Here is a 23,969-nt window from a genome sequence, read left to right on the forward strand (position 1 = left end):
TCATCCTTTTACAATGGGGCGTACTGCGATGGGGAGTGTCACCGTAAAGTGAGACCCCTTTCCCGGTTCGCTTTCCACGACCATCGCGCCTCCATGAGCGCGAATCGTTTCTGCTGCGATGGCAAGGCCCAACCCCGTGCCCCGCCCCGCCTTTTTCGTAGTAAAAAAAGGCTGGAAAATTTGATCCATCATGTCCTGTGGGATCCCCTGACCGGTGTCGATGATGTCCACGGCATACGAGTTGGGCCGATCCGCCTGATGTGCCGGCGCATCAATCTCATGCACCCGAATGGTCAGGGTGCCTCCCAGAGGCATGGCATCGATCGCGTTGTCGATTAAGTTGCAGAAGGCTTCCTGTAATTGCTGAGAGTCGCCGTCGATGGTCAGCGGGCTTCCATTGAAATCGGCCAATACAGTGACGTTGCGGCGCGCGATCTCGGGCCTCAGCAGCGACAGACAGTCTTCGACGCACGCGTTGAGGTCCATTGGCTCGAGATTAGGCTCGGGCTTACGGCCATAGATCAGGAGGTCTTGAATGATGCGACTGGTTTGCTCGATCTGTCCCTCGACGATCTGAAGACGGCGCCTCGCATCTGCCGTGAGGTCCGGATCTTCCTGGAGCAGTTGGATATGGCCGGAGAGGGCGGTCAAAGGCGTACCGATTTTGTGAGCCACCGTGGCAGCCAACTGACCGATGGCGGAGAGACGCTGCGCGCGGGCGGCATCGCGTTGGGCAGTCGACAGCAATTCGTTGCTTCTCGCCAGTTCGCGGTTCTTTTGACGAATTTCCGCTGTGGCTTCATCGACTTTCACTTGTAAACCATTGTGAGCATGCTGCAAGGCCTCAAAGAGGCGGGCGTTTTCATTCGTCGTCGTCCGAATCCGTTCGACCATTCTATTGAAACGGCTCGCCAGGGTGCCGATCTCGTCATCCCCCGTGACCGGTACGGTCGTTGTCATCGTGCCTTCCGTGACGGCCTTGACGGCGGTCAACAGGGCGCCGACCGGACGGTGAACGTACCAGTACAAAAATATATTAATGGCGAGGACAATGACTCCGCCGGTAATCACACGGCGTGACACCGACAGTTGATGCTGGTATTCCAACACTTCGTCGAATTGGGCGGTGGAAAATTCGGCATAGGCGGCGCCGATGACCCGTCCATCAACGGAGATCGGTGAGGCGGCCCTCAATCGATGTTGCGAATCGCGCTGAGGGTCTGTGATAGCGGTACCCAGTTTAATGGCGCGTTCGACGACCTCAGGCGCCTGTTCGAGGCCGGGCAATGTGGTATTCCCGGCATTAGCTAGCAAGGTCGGTCGAGCAGGTTGCTCGGGGCTGAAAACATAAATTGCCACATCGATTAGGTCTGGACGATTCGCCATCAATCGATCCAGTTCCATTTGCCGCGACGCCGTATTGGCGAATTCTGCGGCGCCGGTGATGTCGGCTCCGATTTGTCTGACGACTGCTGTCAGTTCCTCCTGGAAGTTCTGCCGGGCGAGATCGGACACATACCCGCGGTCTAGGTACTCTCCCGACAAAGCCGATAGTCCGACAATCAGGAGAATGACCAGAGAAACCTTCGAGGGCAGGCTCATCCAACTCCACGGTTGTAACGACCGCATGGTCAAGGGAAGAACACGGTCCATCATGACGTCACGAGCCCGAGTGATAGTGGGAGCCCTGAGAAGGGACAAATCGTCCAGGAAGTGACAGTTTGTCCGCGTTATCAGCATATATTTTTTCCGGTCCGCAGAGCCAGGCAGTACGGCATTCGTGCTCGGTACCTTGATGAAATCGGATTGCCCTATCCGTCGTCGTTTCATAGACGGCGGTTAACTTCAACTCTATGTGCGCAAATCTCACGCCACCGACCATATGCTTCCCTTCGCTGCTCCAGAGGACATAAATTGTGCCCGAACGATGACCCAAAATCTGTCCACCATAGGACTACAATAGTATGGCGCGTTTCCGGACAGCCTTACAGCGCTTCCCCGCATATACTGCAAAGAGATGGTGTCAAGTGGGTCCCCCATTACATTCCCGTCAGTTTCTTCCGCCTGTCGTGTGTTTCAGGATGATGTCCCACAATGACGCCCGCGGCAACCCTGCTGACTTCGGAGACCGAGGCAAGGCTTCGGGAAATCGGTGAAGTCGACATCCTGATCGGTATTCCCAGTTACAACAACGCCACGACGATCGGGCATGTCGTGCGCGCCGTGATGGCCGGGTTAGCCAAATACTTTTCAAACAAACGGGCGGTCTTGGTGAACTCCGATGGTGGGTCCTCTGATGGCACCCCTGACGTTGTCGCACGGTCTGTGGTCGACTATGGCGCAATGCTTATCAGCGATCGCCAGAGCCTCCTTCAAAAAATTATTACACCGTACCAGGGCATCCCGGGAAAGGGCAGCGCCTTTCGCACAATTTTTGAAATTGCCCGCCGTGTCAACGCCAAGGCCTGTGCTGTTGTCGATTCCGATTTGCGCAGCATCACGCCGGAATGGGTTGAACTGCTTATCGGGCCCGTCTTGGATCAGGGGTTTGATTATGTCGCACCCTATTATCTCCGCCATAAATACGACGGGACGATTACGAACAGCATCGTCTATCCTCTCACGCGCGCTCTCTATGGTCAGCGTATTCGTCAGCCTATCGGGGGCGATTTTGGTTTTTCCGGCTCCTTGGCTCAGTACTATGCCAATAAGCATGTGTGGGAGTCGGAGGTCGCGCGCTTCGGCATCGACATTTGGATGACCACTGAGGCTATTGCCAGCGGCGCGCGGGTCTGTCAGAGCTTTTTAGGGGCGAAGATCCACGACCCCAAAGACCCGGCCGCCGACCTTTCCGGCATGTTGGTGCAAGTGGTGGGCGCAGTCTTTGCGCTCATGGAAGAGCATCAATCGGTATGGCGCGACCTTATAGGATCGAATCAAGTCTCTCTGTTCGGCTTTCAGTACGGGGTCGGCGTCGAGCCGGTTCACGTCAATGTCGACCGCATGGTCGCGAATTTCCGCCAAGGGCTTGTCGATCTCGAATCGATTTGGAGACAGATGTTGACGCCCGATACGATGACGGGCTTGCTGTCGCTCAAAGACTGTCCGTTGCAGTCATTCAGCATTCCCGATGATCTGTGGACGCACGTGATCTACGACGCCGCAGTGTCCTCTCAGCGCCAGGTTTTGCCGAAAGAACATTTATTGAAGGCGCTGACTTCGCTGTACCTAGGACGAACGGCATCGTTTGTCCTGGAGACGCAGGCGCTGACCTCCCTGGAAGCCGAAGACCGCATTGAGGCGCTGTGTCAGAGCTTCGAACGATACAAGCCCTACCTCGTCCAGCGTTGGCAGGAATCGACGATGTCCGGCGTGTCCGAATAACCATGCCGAGACACGCGGCCGCCTAGTGAGCGTGGAGGAAGTATGTGGGAATTCTGGGAAACGGCCTTGCTGACCCCCCTCATCAACCTCGGTGCGAGGGTTCTTGCACTGCTGCCTAACGTCCTTGCAATGCTCATTATTCTTTCGGTGGGATGGGCGCTTGCATGGGGCACCGGCGCGGTCACCGAACGCCTGCTACGCATGATCGGGTTGGATCGATTGAGCAACCGTCTCGGGGCGACGACGGCGTTGCTCCGTGGGGGCGTGAAGGCGGACCCCTCACATCTTATTGGGCGGGCCATGTATTGGCTGGTGTTGGCGTTTGCGATCATTTCAGGGTTGACCGCCTTAAATGTGGAGCCCATCAATCAGTTTGCCCACTCATTGCTCGCCTATATTCCCTATCTGTTGACGGCAGCGATGATCCTAATCGCCGGATATTTGCTGTCTAATTTTGTGGGGCAGGCCGTTCTCATTACGGCCGTGAATGCCGGCTTGCCACCGGCCAGGACCGTGGCGGCGTTGTCACGGTGGGGGGTTCAGCTGGTGGCGGTTGCCATGGCGTTGGAGCAACTGGGCATCGCTCAGAACATCGTGGTCGTGGGATTCGGCATTACGTTGGGTGGAGTGGTACTTGCGGGTGCGATTGCGTTTGGCTTAGGCGCCAAGGACTTGGCGAAAAGCTTTCTGGAGCAGCGACTGTCCGAACGGAGCCGCACCGAAGCCCCCGATGACTTGCGCCACCTCTAGCAAACCATCATTGAAGAGCCGGCAATGAGGATGTTTCTGGAGTCTGACGATCATGACGATAAAGGCCACGGAACCGATGCAGCAAGCTTCCACTGTACGGTCTGCGGAGTCCCGTCCCGAACTTATCCTAGTCTCGAATCGCCAGCCGTACGAACATGTAATTAGTAGAGGACATCGTCTCTGCCAGCGAACCGATGGAGGATTGACGTCGGCGCTGGATCCGGTTCTCACTCGTCTCGGCGGAGTGTGGGTCGCATGGGGCAGCGGGGAAGCGGACCGCGATGTCGTAGAGCCTGATGGCACGGTTGCAGTTCCGCCCGACTCTCCGGCATACTCGCTACGTCGCGTCTGGCTGACGCCCGACGAGATCAAGGGAGGGTATCAGGGGTATGCGAATGAGGTGCTGTGGCCGCTCTGTCACATCACCTTGGATCGCGTAGCGTATCGACGACACTATTGGACAGACTATGTAGAGTTGAACGGCCGTTTCGCCGAGTCCGTGATTGAGCAGTTGCGAACGCGGAGCGGGCTCGTGTGGGTACATGATTTTCATCTGGCGCTCCTGCCTCGATTCATCAAAGACCTGATACCCAGCACCGCCGTCGCATTTTTTTGGCACATTCCCTGGCCTGGGCCGGAGGTGTTTCGTGTGTTGCCCGAGAGACGGGAGATTATCGCGGCGCTCTTGGCATCCGACAGTTTAGTGTTTCAAACAACCGGCTATGCGCGGTCGTTTACGGAGTGCGCCCGATTATTTCTCGACGCCAAAGTCGGCGACGACGGCCGGACGATCGTGCTGAAAGGACATACGACGCGCGTGACGGTGCAAGGCATCAGTGTTGACGTAGAGGCCCTCGCCACGCAGGCGCAGGCCCCCCGAACGGAGCGCCTAATGGCGGCGGTTCGGCGACAATTGGGCGGAGGGCCAGGCATACGGGTCGGTCTAGGCGTCGATCGCCTGGATTATACGAAGGGCCTGCTCAAGCGCTTTTGGGCCATCGATCAGTTTTTCAGCCGCTATCCGGAATATCGAGGGCGATTCACGTTTCTTCAAATTGCCATTCCTACTCGAAAAGATGTGGAGACCTATCGGCGATATCGCAAGGTCATCTGGCAGACGATTCTGGAGATCAATGAGCGTCATCGCTCGACGCGGGGGGACGTCCCCGAAAAATGGCAGCCGATTCTGTATCGGGAAGAACGGGTCCCCTTTGACCTCTTGGTGGCCTATTACCGACTCGCGGATCTGGCCTTGGTAAGCTCCGTCAATGACGGCATGAATCTTGTGGCAAAAGAATACGTGGCAGCTCAGGTTGATGAATCGGGTGTACTGTTGATCAGTCAGATGGCCGGAGCGGCGGAAGAGCTGACGGACGCACTCATTGTGAATCCCTACGACGCCGAAGGCCTTGGTGACAGTATCCGTCATGCCCTTGAGATGCCGGTCGACGAACGGCGCCGCCGGATGGGCGCCATGCGGACATATTTACAGACGCATGATCTGTATGCATGGGCCGAGTCGTGTCTAAGCGATGCGGGGCTTTCAACAGATCGGCTGGTCAGGAGGAAAGCCAACACCCTGTGAGGATGCAACAATGTGGGCTCAGAATGGAGGATGTCATGCGCGCCTGGTGGATCATTGGATTGTGGCTAATCTTTACAATTTGTTCAATGATGCCAAGAGACGCACAAGCGGGCGAGTCAGTCCGGTCTTACGATCTTCGAGCGGTGCTTAATTTGGCGTTGGAGCGCAATCCGCTTATGGAAGGCGCGCAAAGCCTGATCGATCAGAACGTGGGCCGGCGCATCGCGGCCGGCGCGTACCCGAATCCGACCATTACCGGCGGCACAGGATATGGGATGTTGCGGGACGCCGGTGTGACCGCGATCAGCAGGATCGACGTCCCCGCACGGGAACACCTCACCGAATACAACGCATCGGTGGGACAACCTCTGGAATGGCCGTCGAAGCGGCAGGCTCGTAAGCAGGCGGCTGACGCGGGGCTAGCGGGGGCGACCGTCGGACTTGCGGAGACGCGGTTGAATCTCTCAGCCGAAGTGAAGATCGAATTTTATGAGCTATTGCTTGCGCAGAGAAACCTTGAACTAGCGAAGCAAAATCTCGATATCGTCGAAGATGTCCGGCGGATCGTGAACACGCGGGTCCGTTTAGGGGAGGCGCCCCAATTTGAATTGATCAAGGCTGAGGTGGAGGTTCTGAAGGCCCGGCAGGTGGTCACAAGAATCGAAAATCGAGTGAGAGTCCATCGGGTCGTCCTGGACACGCTCACGGCCGGGGGGCTGGGCTCCGACTATACCATTGAAGGCGACTTTCAACTCTTTTGGAAGGATCTCACGTTTGAACCCCTAATCGCGAAGGCGCTGGAGCAGCATCCGACGCTTCAACGTCTGGTAACATCAGTCGAACAAGCTGATCGCAATGTCGAATTCGAACGTCAAGCCCGGGTCCCGAACGTCACGCTGAATGCGGGCTACTGGCGAGAAATCGGCCGGGAAGCGTTTACGGCCGGCGTCAGCGTCCCGACACCGATCTGGTACCGACAGCAAGGGCAAATTGCCGGTGCGCTCGGAGTCAAGCGCGGTGAAGAAGCCCAGCTCTTGCGTCAGCGCAATGTCCTTATTCAAGAGGTCAATCAGCATTTCAAGGATGCCGAGACGACAGCGAATTTGATCGACGTCTTTCAAAAAGGATTATTAAAGCAGGCTCAAGAAGCCCTCCGGGTTGCCCAATTCAGCTTCCGGCAAGGCGCTGCCAGCCTCCTCGAGGTGTTGGACGCGCAACGGGTACAACAGCAAATCTTGTTTGATTATACCCAAGCCCGGTTCGAGTTATCGGTAGCCCTTACGCGGCTGGAACGGGCGGTCGGCGGCCCCTTATGACCCCGGTACTACAAAATTCGGAATCTGTTCGCTTGCGACAGGAATCAGTAGCTTTACTGGAGTAGTCTTATATATCTATCTCCACAGTGCCTAGAAAGACGCTCGCCGTGAGTGATTTATTACAGAGGATATGCAGCGTGACGAGAAGATTGAACAACCGGACGTTGTCGGGGTTCTTGTGTGCAGCCATGTGCGCGCTCTTGCTTAATGTGGGATGCGACAGCGCTCCTGAGGCGACCACGGAAGCTAAAGCGACCGAAAAGAAAGCCGGGGCGGGCATTGTCCATTTAACCGCTGAGGAGATTCAGCGTGGCGGCATTGAGGTTAAACCCGTGGCACGCGAGGACTTTCGAATTATTCGTGACTTTCCTGGAACGGTGGTGCCGAATCAGCATGCCGTAGCCGAAATCACGACCCTTGTTCGGGGTCGCGTGGTGGATGTCTACGTCGACCTCGGCCAAGAGGTCAAAGCGGGCGGCCTGCTGGCCATTCTCTACAGCAGCGAGCTGGGTTTGGCGCAATCCGCATACCTGAAGGCCGCGGCCCATCTGTACGTCGCCGAGCGCGCGTTCAGCCGAGCGCAGTCTCTTCTTGAAGAAAAGGTCATCGGGTTGGCGGAAATGCAGCGCCGCGAGGGCGAAATGATCAGTGCCCGAGCTGAGAAGCGGGAATCACAGGATCGGTTGCGGCTGCTCGGCATGAGCAATGAGCAAATTGCCCGGTTGGATCGTGAACAGACAATCCAGTCTCATGTGCCGATTGTCGCACCCTTCGACGGCCGGGTCATCGTTCGTAATTTGACCAAAGGGGAAGTGGTTGAGACAACAGAAAAGCTCTTTGTCGTCGCCGATCTCTCGGAAGTGTGGGTCATCGCCAATATCCCGGAGAAAGACATTCCTTACATTCACCAAGATCAATTGAAGCACGGCCAGATGGTCGAGGTCATCGTCACGGCGTATCCCAATCAGATATTCCACGGTAAAATTACTTATGTCGGCGATGTGCTTGACCCGGCGACACGCACCATGCGGCTTCGGCTCGAGTTGCCCAATTCCGACCGGAAGCTCAAGCCGGAGATGTATGCCACGATTCGAGTGTATTCGGACCCTGAGAAAAACGTCCTCGTCGTGCCTGAATCCGCAGTCCAGCGTGACCGGGACAGGAGGTTCGTTTTCGTGCAGCGTGATGCCCAGTCGTTCGAAGTCCGTGATGTCAAACCTGGTGAATCAAGCGGGGATATGATCAAAGTTGTGGATGGTCTCCAGGAAGGCGAATCCATCGTGACACAGGGAGCATTTGTCCTCAAGTCAGAACTCCTCGAGGAGCAGATCTGAGCGAATGCTGACCTCCCTCCTCGAATTGTCTCTCCGTCAGCGTGTTCTGGTCATCGCTCTCGCATGCATCCTTGCGGCTGGAGGCGTGTACGCGTTTCGTACGATCCCGATCGATGCCTTCCCGGATGTGACCAACGTGTGGGTGCAGGTGGTCACGAAGGCCCCGGGTCTCTCGCCGGCGGAAATCGAACGGTTTGTGACCTTTCCGCTTGAGCTGCAACTCACGGGGGCGCCGGGGCTCGTGGAAGTTCGATCTCTCTCGAAGGTCGGCCTCTCGCTGATCGACGTCATCTTTGAAGACAGCGTGGACATCTACTTGGCTCGTCAGGTCGTGCTGGAGCGTATTCTGGAAGTTCAAGAGCAACTGCCTCCAGGATCGGTCTCCCAGTTAGTGCCGAACAGCACCGGACTTGGCGAAGTGTACCAGTATTACCTGGAAGGTCCCCATGATAACGAACCGGGTCATGTCATAACCCCGACGGAGCTCATGGATCGACGAACGCTTCAGGATTGGGTCATTCGCCCCCTCCTCAAAGGCCTGCAAGACGTCGTTGATGTCAATGCGATGGGCGGGTTTGTGAAGCAATATCAGGTCATGGTGGAACCGGGATTGCTCAGAAAATATAATCTGGCCCTCCACGATGTCTTCGAGGCAGTGGCCAAAAACAATGCCAATGCCGGCGGGAATATTCTTGAAAAGCATGCCGAAAAATATATCGTGCGGGGCGTCGGCCTTATCAAGGCATTGGGGGATATCGAAAATATCGTGATCAAAGAAGTCGGAGGTACACCCGTCTACGTTCGGGATGTCGCCGAAGTGCAGATCGGCCAAGCGGTGCGCCACGGGGCGGCTGTCTTGAATGGCGAACGAGAAGTGGTAGCCGGGATTGTCCTCATGCTGAGGGGTGGAAATGCCAGAACGGTCGTCCAGTCGGTCAAGGATAAAGTCCATGAGATCCATGCGAAGAATCTATTGCCGGATGGGCTCCGCATTGTACCGTTCTACGACCGCATCGAGCTCATTACAGCCGCCCTCGGGACGGTCTATAAGGCCTTACTAGAAGGCGTGGTGTTGGTCGTGCTGATCTTGTTTCTGTTTCTAGGTAACGTCCGGAGTGCTCTCATCGTGACCGCCACGTTGATCGTGACCCCGCTCGTCACGTTTATCGTCATGGGCCAAGCGGGGCTTACGGCGAATCTTATGTCACTTGGCGGACTTGTCATTGCGATCGGAATGATGGTCGATGCATCGGTCGTGGTCGTGGAAAACGTGTTTCGTTTGCTGTCCGAGCATGGTGCGGAACACAAGGAACGGAGAAAATTAGTCTTGCAGGCGGTCAAAGAGGTGGGCCAGCCGGTCATCTTTGGGATCCTGATTATCGTCATCGTGTTTTTGCCAATCCTGTCGCTACAGGGTATGGAAGGGAAGATGTTTCAGCCGATGGCGTATACCATTATGATTGCCCTGTTGGTTTCGCTCTTCCTCTCGCTCACGCTGTCACCGGTGCTGTGTTCCCTCTTCCTGAAGAGCGGTAGTGAAGATGACACGTTCCTCCTGCGGTGGGCAAAACGGGTTTACCTGCCGACGCTGCGATGGGCGCTGGGTCATCGAAAGACGGTCTTGCTCATGGCCGTATTGCTGCTGGGCGCTACCCTCATGTTATTTCCATTTCTGGGCGGCGAGTTCATTCCAATTTTAAATGAGGCGGCGCTGACTCCACAGACCATTCGGCTGCCGAGCATTTCTCTTGAAAAATCCATCGAGATCGAAAAAGAGATGCAACGTGCCGTGATGGAATTTCCCGAAGTGCGGACGGTGGTCTCAAAAATCGGGCGGACGGAGTTGGGAAATGATCCTCAGGAACCGAATTCCAGCGATCCTGTGGTCACGCTGAAACCGATGGAAGAATGGACCACGGCGAAGACAAAACCGGAGCTCAATGAGGCGGTTCGAAAGCGTCTCGAGAGAGTTCCCGGCGCAAGTTTCCTGTTAAGCCAGCCGATCCAACAGCGCGTGGATGAATTGTTATCCGGCGTTCGATCAGAAGCCACGGTGAAGATCATGGGGGAAGATCTCTCAATTCTCAGACGAACGGCGGAGGAAATCCAGGTGATCATGACGTCCGTCTCAGGGGTGAAAGACGTCCGAGTAGAGCAACTCTTCGGGCAAGCCTATCTCACGATCGATATCGATCGGGGGAAGATTGCCCGACATGGGATCAACGTGGCGCAGATCAGGGAGATTATCACGACCGCGATTGGGGAGGAATCCGCGACGCGGGTCTATGAGGGGCAACGGCGTTTCGACCTGATCGTCAGATATCCGGAACAGTACCGGAATAGCGTCGACACGATCAGTAATATCCTGTTGACGACCGCGTCCGGAGCGTTGATTCCTCTCGCAGACCTTGCGAAAGTGGAATTACAAGAAGGTCCGGCACTCATCAGCCGCGAGGGCCTCCAACGCCGGATTTACGTCGGCTTCAATACCTTTGGTCGCGACATTGAAAGCATCGTCGCCGAGGCACAGAAGAAAATTCAGCAGCAGATCAAACTTCCAACCGGATACCATCTGGTGTGGGGCGGTTCTTTTGAGAACATGCAGCGGGCGATGGCGCGCCTGAAGATCATCGTACCGATCACAATCGGGATCATCTTCATGCTACTGTTTTCGTCCTTTAATTCGGTGCGCTACGCCGCACTGATTATCCTTAATCTGCCCTTCGCGATGATCGGCGGCATCGTGGCCCTGTGGCTGACAGGTGAATATCTAAGCGTGCCGGCATCGGTAGGCTTCATCAATCTTTTCGGGGTGGCCGTTCTGAACGGGATCGTACTAGTCTCGTACATTATCAAGTTACGTCAAGAGGGCAAACAAGGGGATGAGGCAATCATCAACGGGTGCCTCTTGCGTCTCCGGCCGGTTCTGATGACCGCCCTGGTTGCTTTGCTGGGTCTGATCCCGCTTGCGCTGGCTCATGGGATCGGCTCCGAAGTGCAGCGCCCTCTGGCCGTTGTCGTAATCGGCGGCCTCATCACCTCGACGTTATTAACTTTGGTGGTGCTTCCTGCGCTCTTTCCGTGGTTCGAGGAGCGGCGAGTGGAAGGACACCCAGTAGAGGCGGATGAGGAGCAGGAACCCGAGCCCGAACTAGTCACGGCCAGATAATTAGCCGTCAGACGCCGCCGGGTGGCCTTTGTTCGAATCCTCCATGGGCCTTGGCAAATCCGGTGGCAGCAGCGCGCGCATTTCTTGTTCTCCTGTTTCCTGTCGTCGTTCCCAGATTTTGGACCCTTGGTGTGATTACCGATCGTTTTCTCGCATCAATCAGGCCGGAAGTGTAGGCCTGGCCGCGATCTGCCTTTGCTGAGTTCAACGACATTGCGGGCTGGGACTTCAACTTATCACATGTGCTGTGTGAGAGGTGTTGCATTGGATAAAACGTCATCGCGACTATTACGAAATATATAATGTCCCTAATAGCTGAATGTCGTCGCTTATGGCATACTCAGCCCCCATGAGGTCTGAAATGGTCGATAGACGAGACGTGACTGCGAGATTAAGCCAATTGGTCATGACGGTCGACGAGTACGAACGTCTCATGACTGAAGCGCTCCCGCACTTGCTCAATCATGCGACGACTCAAACGCGACGATTCCTGCGTGAGACAGGCCAATGGGCCGACGATGTCTGCCACGAAAAACTAGCCCTTCGTTGGGGCTATGAATTGGTGGAACGCTTCCTGATGTATGGGCGCACAGAAATTCCCTGCCGACCCTTATTCTTCCTGGATAGTCTGATCGCCAAATACTTTAGTCAACCTGAGCCGTTCTGTTATGACAAGGAACTCTTATCGCCGCTCGGTCGGTTTCTCGAAGGTTTGACGTCGCGGGCGGTGATCAGCCGGGATGCGTTAATGGCGCTGTTTTATCATTTGTACGGGTTCGGCCAGAGCCAGGTCGCCAAAGTCCTCGGGCTTGGCACAACCGAAACGCAGCGCGTGTACAAGAATTTCGAACGCTGGCGGCGCAATGGATGGCAACGGGCGGTCGATGAAGTGGGGATCACTCAGGAAGATCTCATAGACATCGAATCTCACAAACACCGCTACCCCGATCAATTTCATGCGGAAGCCGATCGTCTGAGCCGCATTGTGCAGGCGCATTATCGGAAGAGCGAGCCGGAACATTTTCCCTGTCTATCGCGCCAGCAATGGGCGCACCTGTTCAAAGAAGGCTATGGGTATGATTACCGAGTGTGGCATCTCGCGCTTTGCCGGGATTGTTTGTCGGAAGTGTGCGACGTGCATCAGGACGATATGCAGGACGCACCGACCCCACAGCTCGATTTGCGGATCCGTCCCTTGCTGAATGGAAGGCTCGTCGAGTCATATCATTCGGTCGATCACTGAGGGGGCGCCAATGGACACACCTGATTCAGTTGAGGCGTATCGAGCGCGCTTACTGGGCTCACTCCACGTCGTGCCGGCTGAAGACCATGATGAGGAACCGGGCTCACTGCAGATTTTTGTGAATCATGAATGTGTCGGCATCATGGAGTGCGACCAGGCCGGTCACGCCGTCGCCTCCATCACGCAAGCACGTGCCATTCAGACGGTAGAAATCCGCACCGCGTCCGGTCGCCTGATCGGCAGTTTATGCGCACAAGATCTCCGTATGAAAATGGCGCGGCTCCTCGTCGGAGACCATGTCATCGAGATCAGTATTCACAACCGAGTCGATGGCGGCTCAGTCCAAGTCGCATATCACGCCGCCAAACTCGAGTCGGAACAGGGGCGTCACATGGAAAGCGATGAGCATGCCAAAGCGTCCCTGGCATGGCTCCCGCCCTTTCGTGCGTGGTTCCCTCAGTCGGTGTGGTCACATCTAGCCATGGCGGGACGGGCCGGTGTGGCGATTGCCGTCTTATTTCTTGTCGTGGACCGCCTTGCAGATCGAGCCGGATCCCCACCCCACTCAGAACAAATGGAAGTCCGCGCGACGTCCATCTCTCATGACCCCGCTGTCTCGGAAAAGGCATTGGCTCGGCAGGAGGAAGTGTTGTTCAGGCTCATGCAGGGGCAGGAGACGGCTACACGCGCGTTGCAGGCTCAGCAACAGGCGTTGGCACGAGCTCATCAGGCTATCGAAGGATTGGCCCAAGGGCAATACCAACTGACCGATCGACTTGGCCGTGTGTCGGTACAGATCGCGAAGCTTGACGAAGATGCGCGGGCGGAGATGGATTTGCGTACGAAAACTGAGCGCAGTGCCAAACCGGCCACGGTGACGCTGGCTCAGACCATGCCCTCGGACCTCGGCAATGCGATTCCTCACAAAGGCGGCGAGCTGACCACGCTGTCGCCGGGTCCGTTTTCCGGCATTGCCGATGGCAGCCGCGATCTGCCTCCGCTTGCCTCGTTCGCTTTCTGGGTGTCGTTCCATGACAATACCCCTGAGAAGAGCATTCACGATCTAATCGAGGAGATTCATGGCCGGACGGGTCAAGCGAACGCCGGTTGGTACAATGTCGAAGTCGATCTTCCTCAGTCACAGACGCCCGATCTTTTTGTAGATGCCTTGAAGAAAATGAAGATTGTGAAATCGGTCACTACGAGCCTGAAAACGACTTCCGCCCGGTAATCTTATCGACGTTTCCCCTACCGTTCCCCTCAATGCCGCCCGGCACTGGCGTCAGGCGTCGCGCCTCTTTTCATCGAGAAGGCGCTTCAGGAATACCGGTGAAAAAAAGGTCGTCAGAGCGACGACGATCAAAATCGCGCCATATTGGCCATCCGTAATAATGTGTGCTCCAAGGCCGACACCGGCAAAGATGAGGCCCACTTCCCCTCTAGGCACCATCCCTACACCGACGACCCAGCGATTGACCCTTCGATCAAGTACACCCCATCCCGAGACTAATTTGCCGATGATGGCGACCAGGGTCAACCCGCCAGCCAGAAGTAAGATCGACCGATTCTGGGGATTGAAGGGGTTTAAATGGGCGAGATTCACGGCCACGCCGACGAGGACAAAGAAAATCGGGACGAACACGTCCGTAATGGGTTTCAGGCGTTCCTCAATGAGGCCCTGGTGCTCGGTTCTCGCGAGAATGAGACCGGCTGCAAACGCTCCCACGAGCGGCGCCACGCGCACCACTTCAGCCACATAGCCTAACAGCAAGGCAAAGGTCAGCGCGGTGATGACCAGCGCCCCGCGCGTATTTAGGCGGTTGACCAACTTGCTGAACAGCGCTGCGTAGCGATTGCCAAATATAATGGCCACACCCAGAAAGAGGATCGCAAGGCCGGCCGTCTGGGCAATCGTGAGCCAAGATACGGTCCCTGACTCCGCGAGTCCGACCATGACGGATAAAATCACTAAGCCAAGAATATCGTCGAGGACCGCCGCGCCGAGAATAATATTGCCTTCCCGGGACTGAAGCCGGCCTAGATCAGACAGCACGCGCGCAGAAATGGCGACGCTGGTTGCCGTCAAGGTCGCGCCGATAAAGATGGCTTGGAGCGCGGTGAAATCGAGGATTGAGGCTACGCCATAACCTAATCCGAAAGGCACCGCTACGCCGATGAGCGCGACGACCGCCGCGGAAGGGCCGACCCGAAGAAAGGACTGGAGATCGGATTCCAGTCCGACCTCGAACAGCAACAGCATGACACCGATCTCTCCCAGGAGTGTCAGCGTCTCAGTTTGATGGACGAGTCCCAGTACACTTGGCCCGACGAGGATGCCGGCCAGCAGTTCTCCGAGCACCGATGATTGGCCTATTCGAACAGCAAGCTCGCCGAGCAGGCGTGCGGAAATGTAGATGACGATGAGACTAAAGAGAAACCCGTTCAATTCCATGTTGCCTCGAACCCCTCGAGCCGTTCAGGTGCCCGTCTCGCCCGGACGAATCTGATGCCTTCGATATGAATCGGATTATCCGTGCCCAGTTCAGTGATCTCCAAGCACGTTCAGGATGGCTGTATTCCAGCCGGTGGGTCCGATACCTGGGGCATAAATTAAATGCGGAAGCTGGACGGTTGAATCGTATGATCCATCGGGCCGTTGAACCAGGATCGGCTGATCAACGGCGGCGAGCAGAGGCAGATCGTTGGCGCTGTCGCCGATGCCAATGGTCCGTACACGGACTGAACTAATCTCAACGTGACGCCGGTAGTATTCAATGAGAAATCGACACGCGGTTCCCTTGTTGCTACGGCCCAATAAGTGATAGAAGCGTCCCCCTTTGGTGCACGTCAAGCCCCGCTTTGCCGCTTCACCGTACACCAATTCGAAGAGGGTGTCATTGGCAAGTACAAAGGGTTCGTCGTATTCGCGCTGTTTTGCCAATGCAGCTTCGTGATCCGTCAGTCCGGTGAGCTCCGCGACTTCCTCGATCGGCATATCTCCGAACCCTTTGATCTCAGTCCCGAGTACACGGCCAATGTCTTTTAGGACTCGGCGAAGCACGGCATAGGGCGTGCCGAACTGGATGACCTCATACCCCTTTTGAGAGAGGGCGCCGTCAAGCGAGAAGCGAAAGAGTCCTGTTGGAACAAATAAGGCTCCCCCATTCTCAACGATGAAGGGACCGCCATGGCCTAATCGGCTACGAATAGGTTCCAGTTCCGAGCGGGTCTTGCTCGAGGCCAGCACAAGGCAGGCGCCGTTCTTTTTCAACCCCTGCAAGGCCGGAATAGCAGCCGCATGGGAATACGTGGAGGAGTCCAGCAGCGTCCCGTCCAAATCGGAGATGACCATTATGAGGCTGGACGCCTGGCTCATGCGGCCTACGATACTGAAACGAGCACGGCAAGGCAATCACGGAATCGTCAATTGACTTCGGACGGAGGACGCTTCACACTGCTGACCCGTTACGAAAGGTAGAGAACATGAGCAAGTGGTCGCTTCAACTCAATGCCGCTCTCGGAAGTCTGGTTGTCACGTTTGGCTTGTGGCTCGTGTGGGGGGAGGCGTCTGTCCTGGCATTGGCGGGTTTTGCACTCCTCCTTGGTGTACTCTTATCTTGGGGAAGCTCCTCGCTCGCGGCGGTGTGGGCGTGGTCGACGGCGCTACTGGGGCTGGAAAGCTTTGCCTTGGCGGTTGTGACGATTATTCACGGGAAACTTGCAGATCGGGAACCGACCGAAGAGGAGATGGTCTCGATTTTCACGGCCATGCTGTTCGGCCTCTTCTCGTCGATCTTTTGGCTGACTTTTTCTTATGGGATTTACAAGAAATTTGTACGCGTCACATCGGAGCCCGCGCCGCCGGACAAGACGATGCAAAGAGGCCGCAAATCTCGTTAGAGCGTCGAGATGGGATCGACGTCCACCTCAAACTTTACTCCACTCGGTCCCGGCCGAGTCTCCAGCTCATCGAGCGTTTTTTGTACCGATTGCCGCGCAATTTCTGCCTCACTCGATTTCACGATAATCTGCCAACGATATTTCCCTCTGAGTTTAGCGACAGCCGACGGAATCGGACCCCAGACGGTCAGGTGCTGCGGTCCGGTCCTCTTCAGTCGCTCGACCCAGTGAGTAGCGGCCTCCCTCGTTCGATCCGGCGATATGCCTGAGACGCGCAGGCTGATGAGGTGCGTCAAGGGGGGATACGCAAGCGCTCGCCGAAAGGCGAGCTCCTGTTTATAGAACAGTGCCGGGTCTCCATTGGCCACCGCCTGTATGACGTAATGGCTTGGAAGCAAGGTTTGGAGGACGACGCGTCCACCGAACTGTGTCGGTCGAGCCAATGCGATGGCATGCATCAGCGTATGATAGGTATGTTCACCGGCACGAAAGTCAGGCAGATGCAGCCCTGCATCTGCCTGAATGACCCCAACAAATCCAGCCGAGAGTGCTGGCTCGCCTTGATACAACATCTGCGTGCCGATCAGCACATCCAGTTCACCTGAGAGAAATTGTCGCCGTACCGACAAGGCCTGTTTCGAGTTCGAAGAGCTTGCACCATCCATTCGTCCAATCCTGGCTTCTGGAAAAAGACGGTGCGTCCATTCTTCAACCGCCTCGGTGCCGATTCCACCCGGTTGGAGCCGCGGAGCATGACACGTAGGACAAGTATCAGGCAGCGCGCGAGACCCGCCACAATAATGGCAGGCAAGACGACCACCATGCTTGTAAAACGTGAGTGCCACACTACACTGCGGGCATTGCGGAGTATTGCCACAGTCCCGGCACACGAGTACAGGGGCAAAGCCTTTGCGATTTAGAAAAAGAATGACCCCAGCCCGACCTTCTAAGGCGGCCCGCATGCCGGCGATCATTTGATCGGATAGCACGGTGCCATAGGGCGTGTCACGAAGATTGACGATCTCGATCTCGCGGGACTCTTCTTGAGTGAACGTCGCCACTGCTGAGCTTGCTACGTCGGATTCAGATGCCATTCCGCAACCGTTGGGATCGAATACATGCATCGTTTCTAGTGAAGGATGGGCCGACCCGAGCAGGACGATGGCCCCGTTCACTTGAGCCCGCATCGAGGCCACGTCCCGCGCGTGATACCGCGGTTCGGTTTCCTCCTTCAAAGAGCTGTTATCTTCCTCATCGATGTAGATCAAACCAACGGATGCTATCGGTGCGAAGATGGCAGATCGGGTTCCGACGACAACGTCGATCGCGCCGGATTGAAGGCGCTGCCAGCGCTCATGTCGAAGCGCTGGGCGAAGACCACTGTGGAATAGTTCAACTCGATCCCCCCAGCGAGTTCTCGCAGCAGTCACGAACGCTTCGGCGCGCGAGATTTCCGGCATGATCAAGATCACTCGACGCTGTTGCGTCAAGATCAGGTCGGTGGCCTCGAATACTGCAGACATCCTTCGTGGCCTGGGAGCCTGAAGTAAAAAACGGGCCGGTCTGTGCGTCTCAATCGCGCTGAGTAGATTTTTCCACCAAGCCGTCGGCATCGTCGATGCTTGATGCCGGCTCTCGGACTGATCAATGAAGGGCTCGGCAACGGCCCGGCCCGTTTCCTGATCAGAGATCCGTGGTGTGGCTGCGAGGCGTCGCCCTGACGGTCGTATATCCTGCATCGTTTCCCGGACAAGCTTGCGCCGTTTCAAGAGGGAGAGGTCGGTGGACACGGAGGATGAAGTGCCCAGGGTCCCGATGGTCAATCCTTTAGGGCGCCGGCCTAGACGAAGGAGAAGTGCCTGGCAAGTGGGAGAAAGCCGGTTCAAACTTTCTGTCTTGTCAACGAGATCACGTCCGGCGTCGGTCAATAGATAACGGGTAGTGGGTCTATCGGATGGGCGGCCGGGAAAGACTAATCGAATGCATTGACCCCAGGGCGTCAAATAATACTCTGCGATGAGCCGGCTCAGCATCATGAGGTCTGGGGGGATTGCAGTGTCGGTATCATCCGCGATGGCCCCGATCTCGCGCAGTCGGATGGGGTGAGATCCGGGACGCCTCCGCGTTAAATTCGAGACAGGTTCTAAATGCGACCGAAGTTTCACGACCATGCCGTGAAGGATCGAGTGTCCAAACGGAACCTGTACGCGGCTGCCGATACGTACGAGAGACTGCAAGTGTGCCGGTACGAGGTACGTGAAAACGCGATAAAGGTGACGGGGAAGAACGACATCAACAAGCACGGGATTGGCTGGGATTGATGTATGCGGTTGTGGGGAGGAAGCAGGAGGAATCTCGGACATGCGGCATTCTAGCAACCATGCCGCGCACAGACAATGTGGCGGTACGAGTCCCCCGAGCGCCTCAACGCCAATTACTTCGAAGGCATCGGCTCTGCTGAACGTAAGGTGTCCGTATCTTGCAATGCCGTATCTCAAGATTGTGGGACATTGACATGCAACGGCTCGATTGCTTCCAATTCTGCCGAAGGCAGGGCCGCCGGCTTAGATTCCAGCGGTTTCAGTTCATCGCCGGGCAACGTCGTCGACATCGGCTCCTCTTGTGAGGCATCAGGCTGTCTCGGGGTCAAGACGATCTCGATTCGGCGGTTCCGTTTGCGTCCTTCTTCCCTCTCATTGTTGGCGACCGGACGGGTATCGGCATACCCGATTGCCGTTAATGCGGCAGGGTCGATGCCTGCATCCATGAAATACCGCACAATGAGACCCGCCCGTGCTTCTGAGAGCTCTTGATTCGTCGGGTAATACTTCACCAGATTTGGCCCGATCGGTTGATTGTCGGTGTGACCTTCTACGAGAATTTCATTGTCCATATTCTGCTTCAGGTATTCACCGATCTGTTTCAGGATTTTAATGCCGGTGGGCTTGATTCGGGCTTCTCCCGGTTCATATTCCAGTTGGTTCACCAAATCGGTCAGGCTGATCGTGACCTTGTCGCCTACCTGTTCGACACTGACGTCACCTTGTGCGATTTCAGCCTGTAACGATTTCGTCAGGTTGTCGCGGGTCTTCGTGGAGGCCGAAGCCGGTGCCTGCCGTACGTGAACAGGATGGGCACCGTGTACTCGGGCGTCCCGGTTCAATTCTTTCGGCATTACCTGATCGCCGATTGCGATCGGCATGATGGCCCGGACAATATGCGCCGTCGACGTGATCTCTTCCATCGCCAGTATTTTGACTTCCCCAATGGATTCAGTGGGAAATCCGCGTCGGCTGCGGAGTACCTCAAATCGGTCTCCCAGGCGCAGTCCATCGGCCCGGCCGAGATCCAAATAGATAATATTACTTTGAGCCACCAGGGTGCGAGGCGACTGGATTTCGATTACCATGCCGGTCGTATCCGGGAGGCTTGGCTCCGATATGGTGCTTTCTTCGGCTGAAGAAAGAGCAAAAGGCATGACCATGTCCCCGGGCGCAATCCACGTATAGCCTTGATCAACCTTGGCGGTTGCGAAATCATTGTCGATCTTCGTCACCCGGACGATGCCGACAATTGAAAAGAGATTCCCGAGGGAACGCCCGTTGGCGGGATGAAATACTTTACGGCTTCGGCGATATACGGTGTATAAGGAGCCGATGGCGACATCATCGGGATACTTCATTCGCAAGTAGACGGTATCGCCGTGTCCCAGGACCTGACGGTTATACGCGGTCTTCGCCACCACTCCGTCTGATGGAAGGGTTTCGCGAATGAAGCCAGATGAAAATGCCAGCGCTTGTTCACCGTACTGAACGGCTTGATGGGCCGGGGTTGCTGGAAACGCCGGTGAAGCTCCGATGAGGACCAGGGTGAGCCATCCCAATCCAATCCGTATGGCCTGTATCATCGCATCCCTCCAATCCCTTGATTCGTATGCATAAACCATAGCAAATCACGTGGATGTGTCAAGAAAAGTCGCTAGTTAAGTGCGGTTTGACAGGGCTTTCAACCGGGTGATAAGTTGACGTTCCCATTCGCATGGCGAATCACCTGGATGCAGGAAGCGTAGTGGATGGCTCGCGATTCTGAACGCCAACATAACGACGGCACTGAGAAAAATTCAGGTCGCAGGAAAAGCGCGCCGGCCCGGATCGAAACGCAAATCCATCGGCGCAGCAAAGCGAAGGCGGTGTACCCTCTTGAGGCGGAGTGGCAGGCGGGCGCCCAGCGCCCGCTGAATTTAAAAATGCCGGCCGAGAAGATGGATAAGCAAAGGAATGCCGGCAAGTAGCGCGAACCCCGGGCGGACCTTCACACGCTCTTCCTAGGTTCCTTTCTTCAGGTGCTAGGGCTTTCGGTAGAGACGCACTTAGGTCCTTTGTGCGCTTGAATTTGTTTTGTGGGCCGGACTAAACTCGCGGAATCCTCATTAGAAGTCAAGGGCTTGATGGTGAGGTCCTGTGATCGGCACTGAACTACTGCTCGAATACTTGTCGCGGTATTTTCCCATACTCTTGTTTGTTGGGATTGCCATGGCGTTTGGAGTGGTCACGCTCGTGCTCAGTTATGTGGTGCAGCCCAAGTATCCGGAAACAGAAAAGCTGAGTGCGTATGAGTGCGGCAGCGAACCTTTTTCCGATGCGCGCATGCCGTTTCCAGTGCGGTATTACATCTTTGCCATGCTGTTCGTGATCTTTGATATTGAAGTCATTTTTCTGTATCCATGGGCGGTGGTCTACGGGCAGATCGGGCTGTTTGGATTAGTCGAAATGTTGGTCTTTATCGCTCTGTTTTTGGTCGCCTATGTTTATGCCTGGCGCAAGGGAGCGCTCGAGTGGGACTGAATAAGCGTTCAGCTCTGCCTCGGCAATTCTGAGCATGAGACTAATAGCTGACTGCTGACAGCTTTTTGAGGATACGATGGGACTCGTTCAGATAGGGAGACATGACAAGGACGGACAGTCGGACGTCATCGTGACGACCTTGGAGAAGGCCGTGAACTGGGCTCGCAAGGGATCATTGTGGCCCATGACGTTTGGATTGGCCTGTTGTGCCATTGAGATGATTGCAGCGGTGTCTTCCCGATACGATATGGATCGGTATGGGGCCGGGGTGTTCCGGGCTTCCCCGCGTCAGTCTGACTTGATGATCGTCGCCGGTACCGTGTGCCGCCGGATGGCGCCGGTAATACGAAAAATTTACGATCAAATGCCGGAACCGAAGTATGTCATCGCTATGGGATCGTGCGCGACGTCGGGCAATATTTATGACAGCTATAGCGTCGTTCAAGGCGTTGACCGCTTTGTGCCGGTGGATATTTATGTGCCCGGTTGTCCCCCGACCCCTGAGGCGCTGTTTGATGGCATTTTGAAATTGCAAGAACGCATCATGCAGAAGCGGGTCTTTACCAAGCAACCGGATCAAGTTCGCCTCAAAGCGTAGCGGGGATCTCGTCGATGCACGCCTTAGCCGAGCGGATCCAGCAGGAATATCCAAGGGGCTTTGTGAAAGCCTCAGAGTGGCGCGGCGACGTCTCGGTGACGGTGACCCGCGAATTCCTGCATGACATTGCCAAATTCGTGCATGATGATCCCCAGATCGATTGTGATTACATCGTGCATGTCAGTTCCGTTGATTGGCCCGACGATGAAGAGCGGTTTGAAGTCGTGTACGAAGTCTATTCGATTCGAAAACGCCATCGGATTCGCTTGAAGACCCGCGTTCCCGAGTCCGATTGTATCGTGGACTCGCTGACGGATCTCTGGAAAGGTGCCGAATTTATGGAGCGCGAAGTCTACGACATGATGGGCATTCGCTTTCGCCATCATCCCGACTTGCGCCGGATTCTGATGCCGGATGATTACACGGAGGGGTACCCGCTAAGGAAAGATTTTCCCGTTCAGGGGAAAGGCTGGCGGGATACATTCGAATTTTTGGACGAGAGAACCTAGAGAAGTCTGGCGTGAAAGAGACGACACACAAGCCCGTGCTCGACGATCAGCGTACCACCGTCTATAAGGTCGATCCCGAGCACCCGGAGAGCGAAAGCCTTCCGACACTCAGGACTGAGGAATTGCTGCTCAATATGGGCCCGCAGCATCCCAGCACGCATGGCGTGCTGAAGGTCGTTCTGGAATTGGAAGGCGAGCGGCTCGTTAAATCGACGCCCGTCATGGGGTTCTTGCACCGCGGCGTAGAAAAACTGGCGGAAGACGGCACGTACCATCAATTCATTCCGCATACCGATCGGCTGGACTATGTGTGCGCGATGTACAACAACTTCGCGTACTGCCGAGCCGTCGAGAAGCTGATGAATATTACAGTGCCTGAACGGGCGGAATACCTGCGCACGATTGTAGCCGAAGTTCAGCGCATTATCGGACATCAATTCTGGTTGGGGACGCAGGCGCTGGATATCGGTGCGATGACGGTCTTTTTCTATACGTTCCGTGATCGAGAAATTCTGCTGGATTGGTTCGATGAATTGTGCGGCGCGCGGCTCACGACCAGTTGGTATCGCATCGGCGGCGTGGAGCGTGATCTGACGCCCACGTTGATTCAAAAGCTCCGTCAGTTTCTTGATTACTTCCCGCCGAAGATCGATGAATACGTCGTCTTCCTGGAGAAAAACAGGATTTGGGTGGCGCGGACCAAGGGCGTGGCCGTTATTTCTGCCGAGGATGCGCTCAGCTTTGGGCTCAGTGGACCGACGCTGCGCGGCTCGGGTGTGGATTATGATCTGCGCAAGTACGAGCCCTACTCTGCCTATCCCAAGTGCGAATTCAGCGTGCCGGTGGGCAAGAACGGAGATACCTACGATCGGTATTGGATCCGAGTTCAAGAAATGTACGAAAGCGTCAAGATCATCCAGCAGTGCCTGGATCAGATGCAGGACGGGCCGGTGATGGCCGACGTGCCGAGCGTCACGCTGCCTCCGAAAGAGCGGGTCTTTACGAATTTGGAATCCATGATTCAGCAGTTCAAGCTTTTCTCTCAAGGCTTTGATGCACCGCCTGGAGAAATCTATTGCGGCACGGAAGCGCATAAAGGTGAACTGGGTTTTTACATCGTCAGTACGGGTGGCGGGAAGCCATACCGGCTGAAAATTCGAGCTCCATCCTTTATCCATATGGGAGCGTTTGATTACATGTCCCGCGGCTACATGATCGCTGATGCGGTCACCATTTTTGGGACGTATGACATCGTCATGGGCGAATGCGACCGGTGACAGAATGCTGAACATGTCCTCCAGCTTCGTTCTCGGTCCGAAAACATCGTCCACGTATCT

Annotated in this window: 19 protein-coding genes; 14 read left to right on the forward strand and 5 right to left on the reverse strand. The window is 55.9% G+C overall.

What is annotated here, in order from left to right:
• Window positions 1–1,830, reverse strand: coding sequence for a sensor histidine kinase (locus ACWHYZ_RS02235; protein WP_447985671.1), 1,830 nt, complete (start codon window positions 1,828–1,830; stop codon window positions 1–3).
• 264 nt (window positions 1,831–2,094) lie between these two features.
• Between ACWHYZ_RS02235 and ACWHYZ_RS02240 the strand changes: the two genes are divergently transcribed.
• From ACWHYZ_RS02240 to ACWHYZ_RS02275, 8 genes are all read left to right on the forward strand, one after another.
• Window positions 2,095–3,384, forward strand: a complete 1,290-nt coding sequence (locus ACWHYZ_RS02240; RefSeq protein ID WP_447985672.1) for a glycosyltransferase — start codon at window positions 2,095–2,097, stop codon at window positions 3,382–3,384.
• A gap of 42 nt (window positions 3,385–3,426) precedes the next feature.
• Window positions 3,427–4,134, forward strand: a complete 708-nt coding sequence (locus tag ACWHYZ_RS02245) for a mechanosensitive ion channel family protein (protein WP_447985673.1) — start codon at window positions 3,427–3,429, stop codon at window positions 4,132–4,134.
• A 52-nt stretch (window positions 4,135–4,186) separates the two neighbouring features.
• Entirely contained in the window at window positions 4,187–5,719 is a 1,533-nt protein-coding gene (locus ACWHYZ_RS02250; protein ID WP_447985674.1) for an alpha,alpha-trehalose-phosphate synthase (UDP-forming), read from the forward strand.
• A 35-nt stretch (window positions 5,720–5,754) separates the two neighbouring features.
• Complete coding sequence (locus tag ACWHYZ_RS02255) at window positions 5,755–7,035, forward strand: TolC family protein (protein ID WP_447985675.1); 1,281 nt, start codon at window positions 5,755–5,757, stop codon at window positions 7,033–7,035.
• Window positions 7,036–7,172: 137 nt separating this feature from the next.
• Window positions 7,173–8,369, forward strand: coding sequence for an efflux RND transporter periplasmic adaptor subunit (locus ACWHYZ_RS02260; protein WP_447985676.1), 1,197 nt, complete (start codon window positions 7,173–7,175; stop codon window positions 8,367–8,369).
• A 4-nt stretch (window positions 8,370–8,373) separates the two neighbouring features.
• On the forward strand, window positions 8,374–11,538 hold the full coding sequence (locus tag ACWHYZ_RS02265) for an efflux RND transporter permease subunit (RefSeq protein ID WP_447985677.1): 3,165 nt from the start codon (window positions 8,374–8,376) through the stop codon (window positions 11,536–11,538).
• Window positions 11,539–11,899: 361 nt separating this feature from the next.
• Window positions 11,900–12,781: a hypothetical protein gene (locus ACWHYZ_RS02270; RefSeq protein ID WP_447985678.1), complete on the forward strand. Its 882-nt coding sequence runs from the start codon at window positions 11,900–11,902 to the stop codon at window positions 12,779–12,781.
• Window positions 12,782–12,791: 10 nt separating this feature from the next.
• On the forward strand, window positions 12,792–14,012 hold the full coding sequence (locus ACWHYZ_RS02275; protein WP_447985679.1) for a hypothetical protein: 1,221 nt from the start codon (window positions 12,792–12,794) through the stop codon (window positions 14,010–14,012).
• A 51-nt stretch (window positions 14,013–14,063) separates the two neighbouring features.
• On the opposite strand, the gene ACWHYZ_RS02280 is transcribed toward ACWHYZ_RS02275, so the two are convergent.
• Both ACWHYZ_RS02280 and ACWHYZ_RS02285 read right to left on the reverse strand, forming a co-directional pair.
• The gene (locus tag ACWHYZ_RS02280; protein WP_447985680.1) at window positions 14,064–15,233 is read right to left on the reverse strand and encodes a cation:proton antiporter; all 1,170 of its coding nucleotides are present in this window, start codon (window positions 15,231–15,233) and stop codon (window positions 14,064–14,066) included.
• A 90-nt stretch (window positions 15,234–15,323) separates the two neighbouring features.
• Window positions 15,324–16,157 carry an HAD-IIB family hydrolase gene (locus tag ACWHYZ_RS02285; protein ID WP_447985681.1) on the reverse strand — a complete coding sequence of 278 codons (834 nt, stop codon included), beginning with the start codon at window positions 16,155–16,157 and terminating at the stop codon, window positions 15,324–15,326.
• Window positions 16,158–16,264: 107 nt separating this feature from the next.
• On the opposite strand from ACWHYZ_RS02285, the gene ACWHYZ_RS02290 reads away from it, so the two are divergent.
• Window positions 16,265–16,681 carry a hypothetical protein gene (locus ACWHYZ_RS02290; RefSeq protein WP_447985682.1) on the forward strand — a complete coding sequence of 139 codons (417 nt, stop codon included), beginning with the start codon at window positions 16,265–16,267 and terminating at the stop codon, window positions 16,679–16,681.
• Here ACWHYZ_RS02290 and priA read toward each other — a convergent pair.
• Both priA and ACWHYZ_RS02300 read right to left on the reverse strand, forming a co-directional pair.
• Window positions 16,678–19,044, reverse strand: coding sequence for a replication restart helicase PriA (gene priA, locus ACWHYZ_RS02295; RefSeq protein ID WP_447985683.1), 2,367 nt, complete (start codon window positions 19,042–19,044; stop codon window positions 16,678–16,680). The two genes, ACWHYZ_RS02290 and priA, sit on opposite strands and share 4 nt — an antisense overlap.
• 131 nt (window positions 19,045–19,175) lie before the next feature.
• The gene (locus tag ACWHYZ_RS02300; protein WP_447985684.1) at window positions 19,176–20,588 is read right to left on the reverse strand and encodes an OmpA/MotB family protein; all 1,413 of its coding nucleotides are present in this window, start codon (window positions 20,586–20,588) and stop codon (window positions 19,176–19,178) included.
• A 165-nt stretch (window positions 20,589–20,753) separates the two neighbouring features.
• On the opposite strand from ACWHYZ_RS02300, the gene ACWHYZ_RS02305 reads away from it, so the two are divergent.
• From ACWHYZ_RS02305 to nuoD, 5 genes are all read left to right on the forward strand, one after another.
• Window positions 20,754–20,972, forward strand: a complete 219-nt coding sequence (locus tag ACWHYZ_RS02305) for a hypothetical protein (RefSeq protein ID WP_447985685.1) — start codon at window positions 20,754–20,756, stop codon at window positions 20,970–20,972.
• Between the two features lie 169 nt (window positions 20,973–21,141).
• Window positions 21,142–21,525: an NADH-quinone oxidoreductase subunit A gene (locus ACWHYZ_RS02310; RefSeq protein ID WP_447985686.1), complete on the forward strand. Its 384-nt coding sequence runs from the start codon at window positions 21,142–21,144 to the stop codon at window positions 21,523–21,525.
• Window positions 21,526–21,601: 76 nt separating this feature from the next.
• A complete protein-coding gene (locus ACWHYZ_RS02315) occupies window positions 21,602–22,123 on the forward strand; it encodes an NADH-quinone oxidoreductase subunit B (protein WP_447985687.1) in 522 nt (173 codons plus the stop codon).
• Between the two features lie 14 nt (window positions 22,124–22,137).
• The gene (locus tag ACWHYZ_RS02320; protein ID WP_447985688.1) at window positions 22,138–22,632 is read left to right on the forward strand and encodes an NADH-quinone oxidoreductase subunit C; all 495 of its coding nucleotides are present in this window, start codon (window positions 22,138–22,140) and stop codon (window positions 22,630–22,632) included.
• A 134-nt stretch (window positions 22,633–22,766) separates the two neighbouring features.
• Window positions 22,767–23,909 carry an NADH dehydrogenase (quinone) subunit D gene (gene nuoD / locus ACWHYZ_RS02325; protein WP_447987504.1) on the forward strand — a complete coding sequence of 381 codons (1,143 nt, stop codon included), beginning with the start codon at window positions 22,767–22,769 and terminating at the stop codon, window positions 23,907–23,909.
• Window positions 23,910–23,969 lie beyond the last annotated feature (60 nt).

This window comes from Nitrospira sp. Nam74, assembly GCF_965152615.1.

Excerpts from the sequence above, each read along its gene's own strand:
- ACWHYZ_RS02235 (WP_447985671.1), bottom strand. The coding sequence starts at position 1,830 with ATGAAACGACGACGGATAGGGCAATCCGATTTCATCAAGGTACCGAGC.
- ACWHYZ_RS02240 (WP_447985672.1), top strand. The coding sequence starts at position 2,095 with ATGACGCCCGCGGCAACCCTGCTGACTTCGGAGACCGAGGCAAGGCTT.
- ACWHYZ_RS02245 (WP_447985673.1), top strand. The coding sequence starts at position 3,427 with ATGTGGGAATTCTGGGAAACGGCCTTGCTGACCCCCCTCATCAACCTC.
- ACWHYZ_RS02250 (WP_447985674.1), top strand. The coding sequence starts at position 4,187 with ATGACGATAAAGGCCACGGAACCGATGCAGCAAGCTTCCACTGTACGG.
- ACWHYZ_RS02255 (WP_447985675.1), top strand. The coding sequence starts at position 5,755 with ATGCGCGCCTGGTGGATCATTGGATTGTGGCTAATCTTTACAATTTGT.
- ACWHYZ_RS02265 (WP_447985677.1), top strand. The coding sequence starts at position 8,374 with ATGCTGACCTCCCTCCTCGAATTGTCTCTCCGTCAGCGTGTTCTGGTC.
- ACWHYZ_RS02270 (WP_447985678.1), top strand. The coding sequence starts at position 11,900 with ATGGTCGATAGACGAGACGTGACTGCGAGATTAAGCCAATTGGTCATG.
- ACWHYZ_RS02275 (WP_447985679.1), top strand. The coding sequence starts at position 12,792 with ATGGACACACCTGATTCAGTTGAGGCGTATCGAGCGCGCTTACTGGGC.
- ACWHYZ_RS02280 (WP_447985680.1), bottom strand. The coding sequence starts at position 15,233 with ATGGAATTGAACGGGTTTCTCTTTAGTCTCATCGTCATCTACATTTCC.
- ACWHYZ_RS02285 (WP_447985681.1), bottom strand. The coding sequence starts at position 16,157 with ATGAGCCAGGCGTCCAGCCTCATAATGGTCATCTCCGATTTGGACGGG.
- ACWHYZ_RS02290 (WP_447985682.1), top strand. The coding sequence starts at position 16,265 with ATGAGCAAGTGGTCGCTTCAACTCAATGCCGCTCTCGGAAGTCTGGTT.
- priA (WP_447985683.1), bottom strand. The coding sequence starts at position 19,044 with ATGTCCGAGATTCCTCCTGCTTCCTCCCCACAACCGCATACATCAATC.
- ACWHYZ_RS02300 (WP_447985684.1), bottom strand. The coding sequence starts at position 20,588 with ATGATACAGGCCATACGGATTGGATTGGGATGGCTCACCCTGGTCCTC.
- ACWHYZ_RS02305 (WP_447985685.1), top strand. The coding sequence starts at position 20,754 with ATGGCTCGCGATTCTGAACGCCAACATAACGACGGCACTGAGAAAAAT.
- ACWHYZ_RS02315 (WP_447985687.1), top strand. The coding sequence starts at position 21,602 with ATGGGACTCGTTCAGATAGGGAGACATGACAAGGACGGACAGTCGGAC.
- ACWHYZ_RS02320 (WP_447985688.1), top strand. The coding sequence starts at position 22,138 with ATGCACGCCTTAGCCGAGCGGATCCAGCAGGAATATCCAAGGGGCTTT.
- nuoD (WP_447987504.1), top strand. The coding sequence starts at position 22,767 with ATGGGCCCGCAGCATCCCAGCACGCATGGCGTGCTGAAGGTCGTTCTG.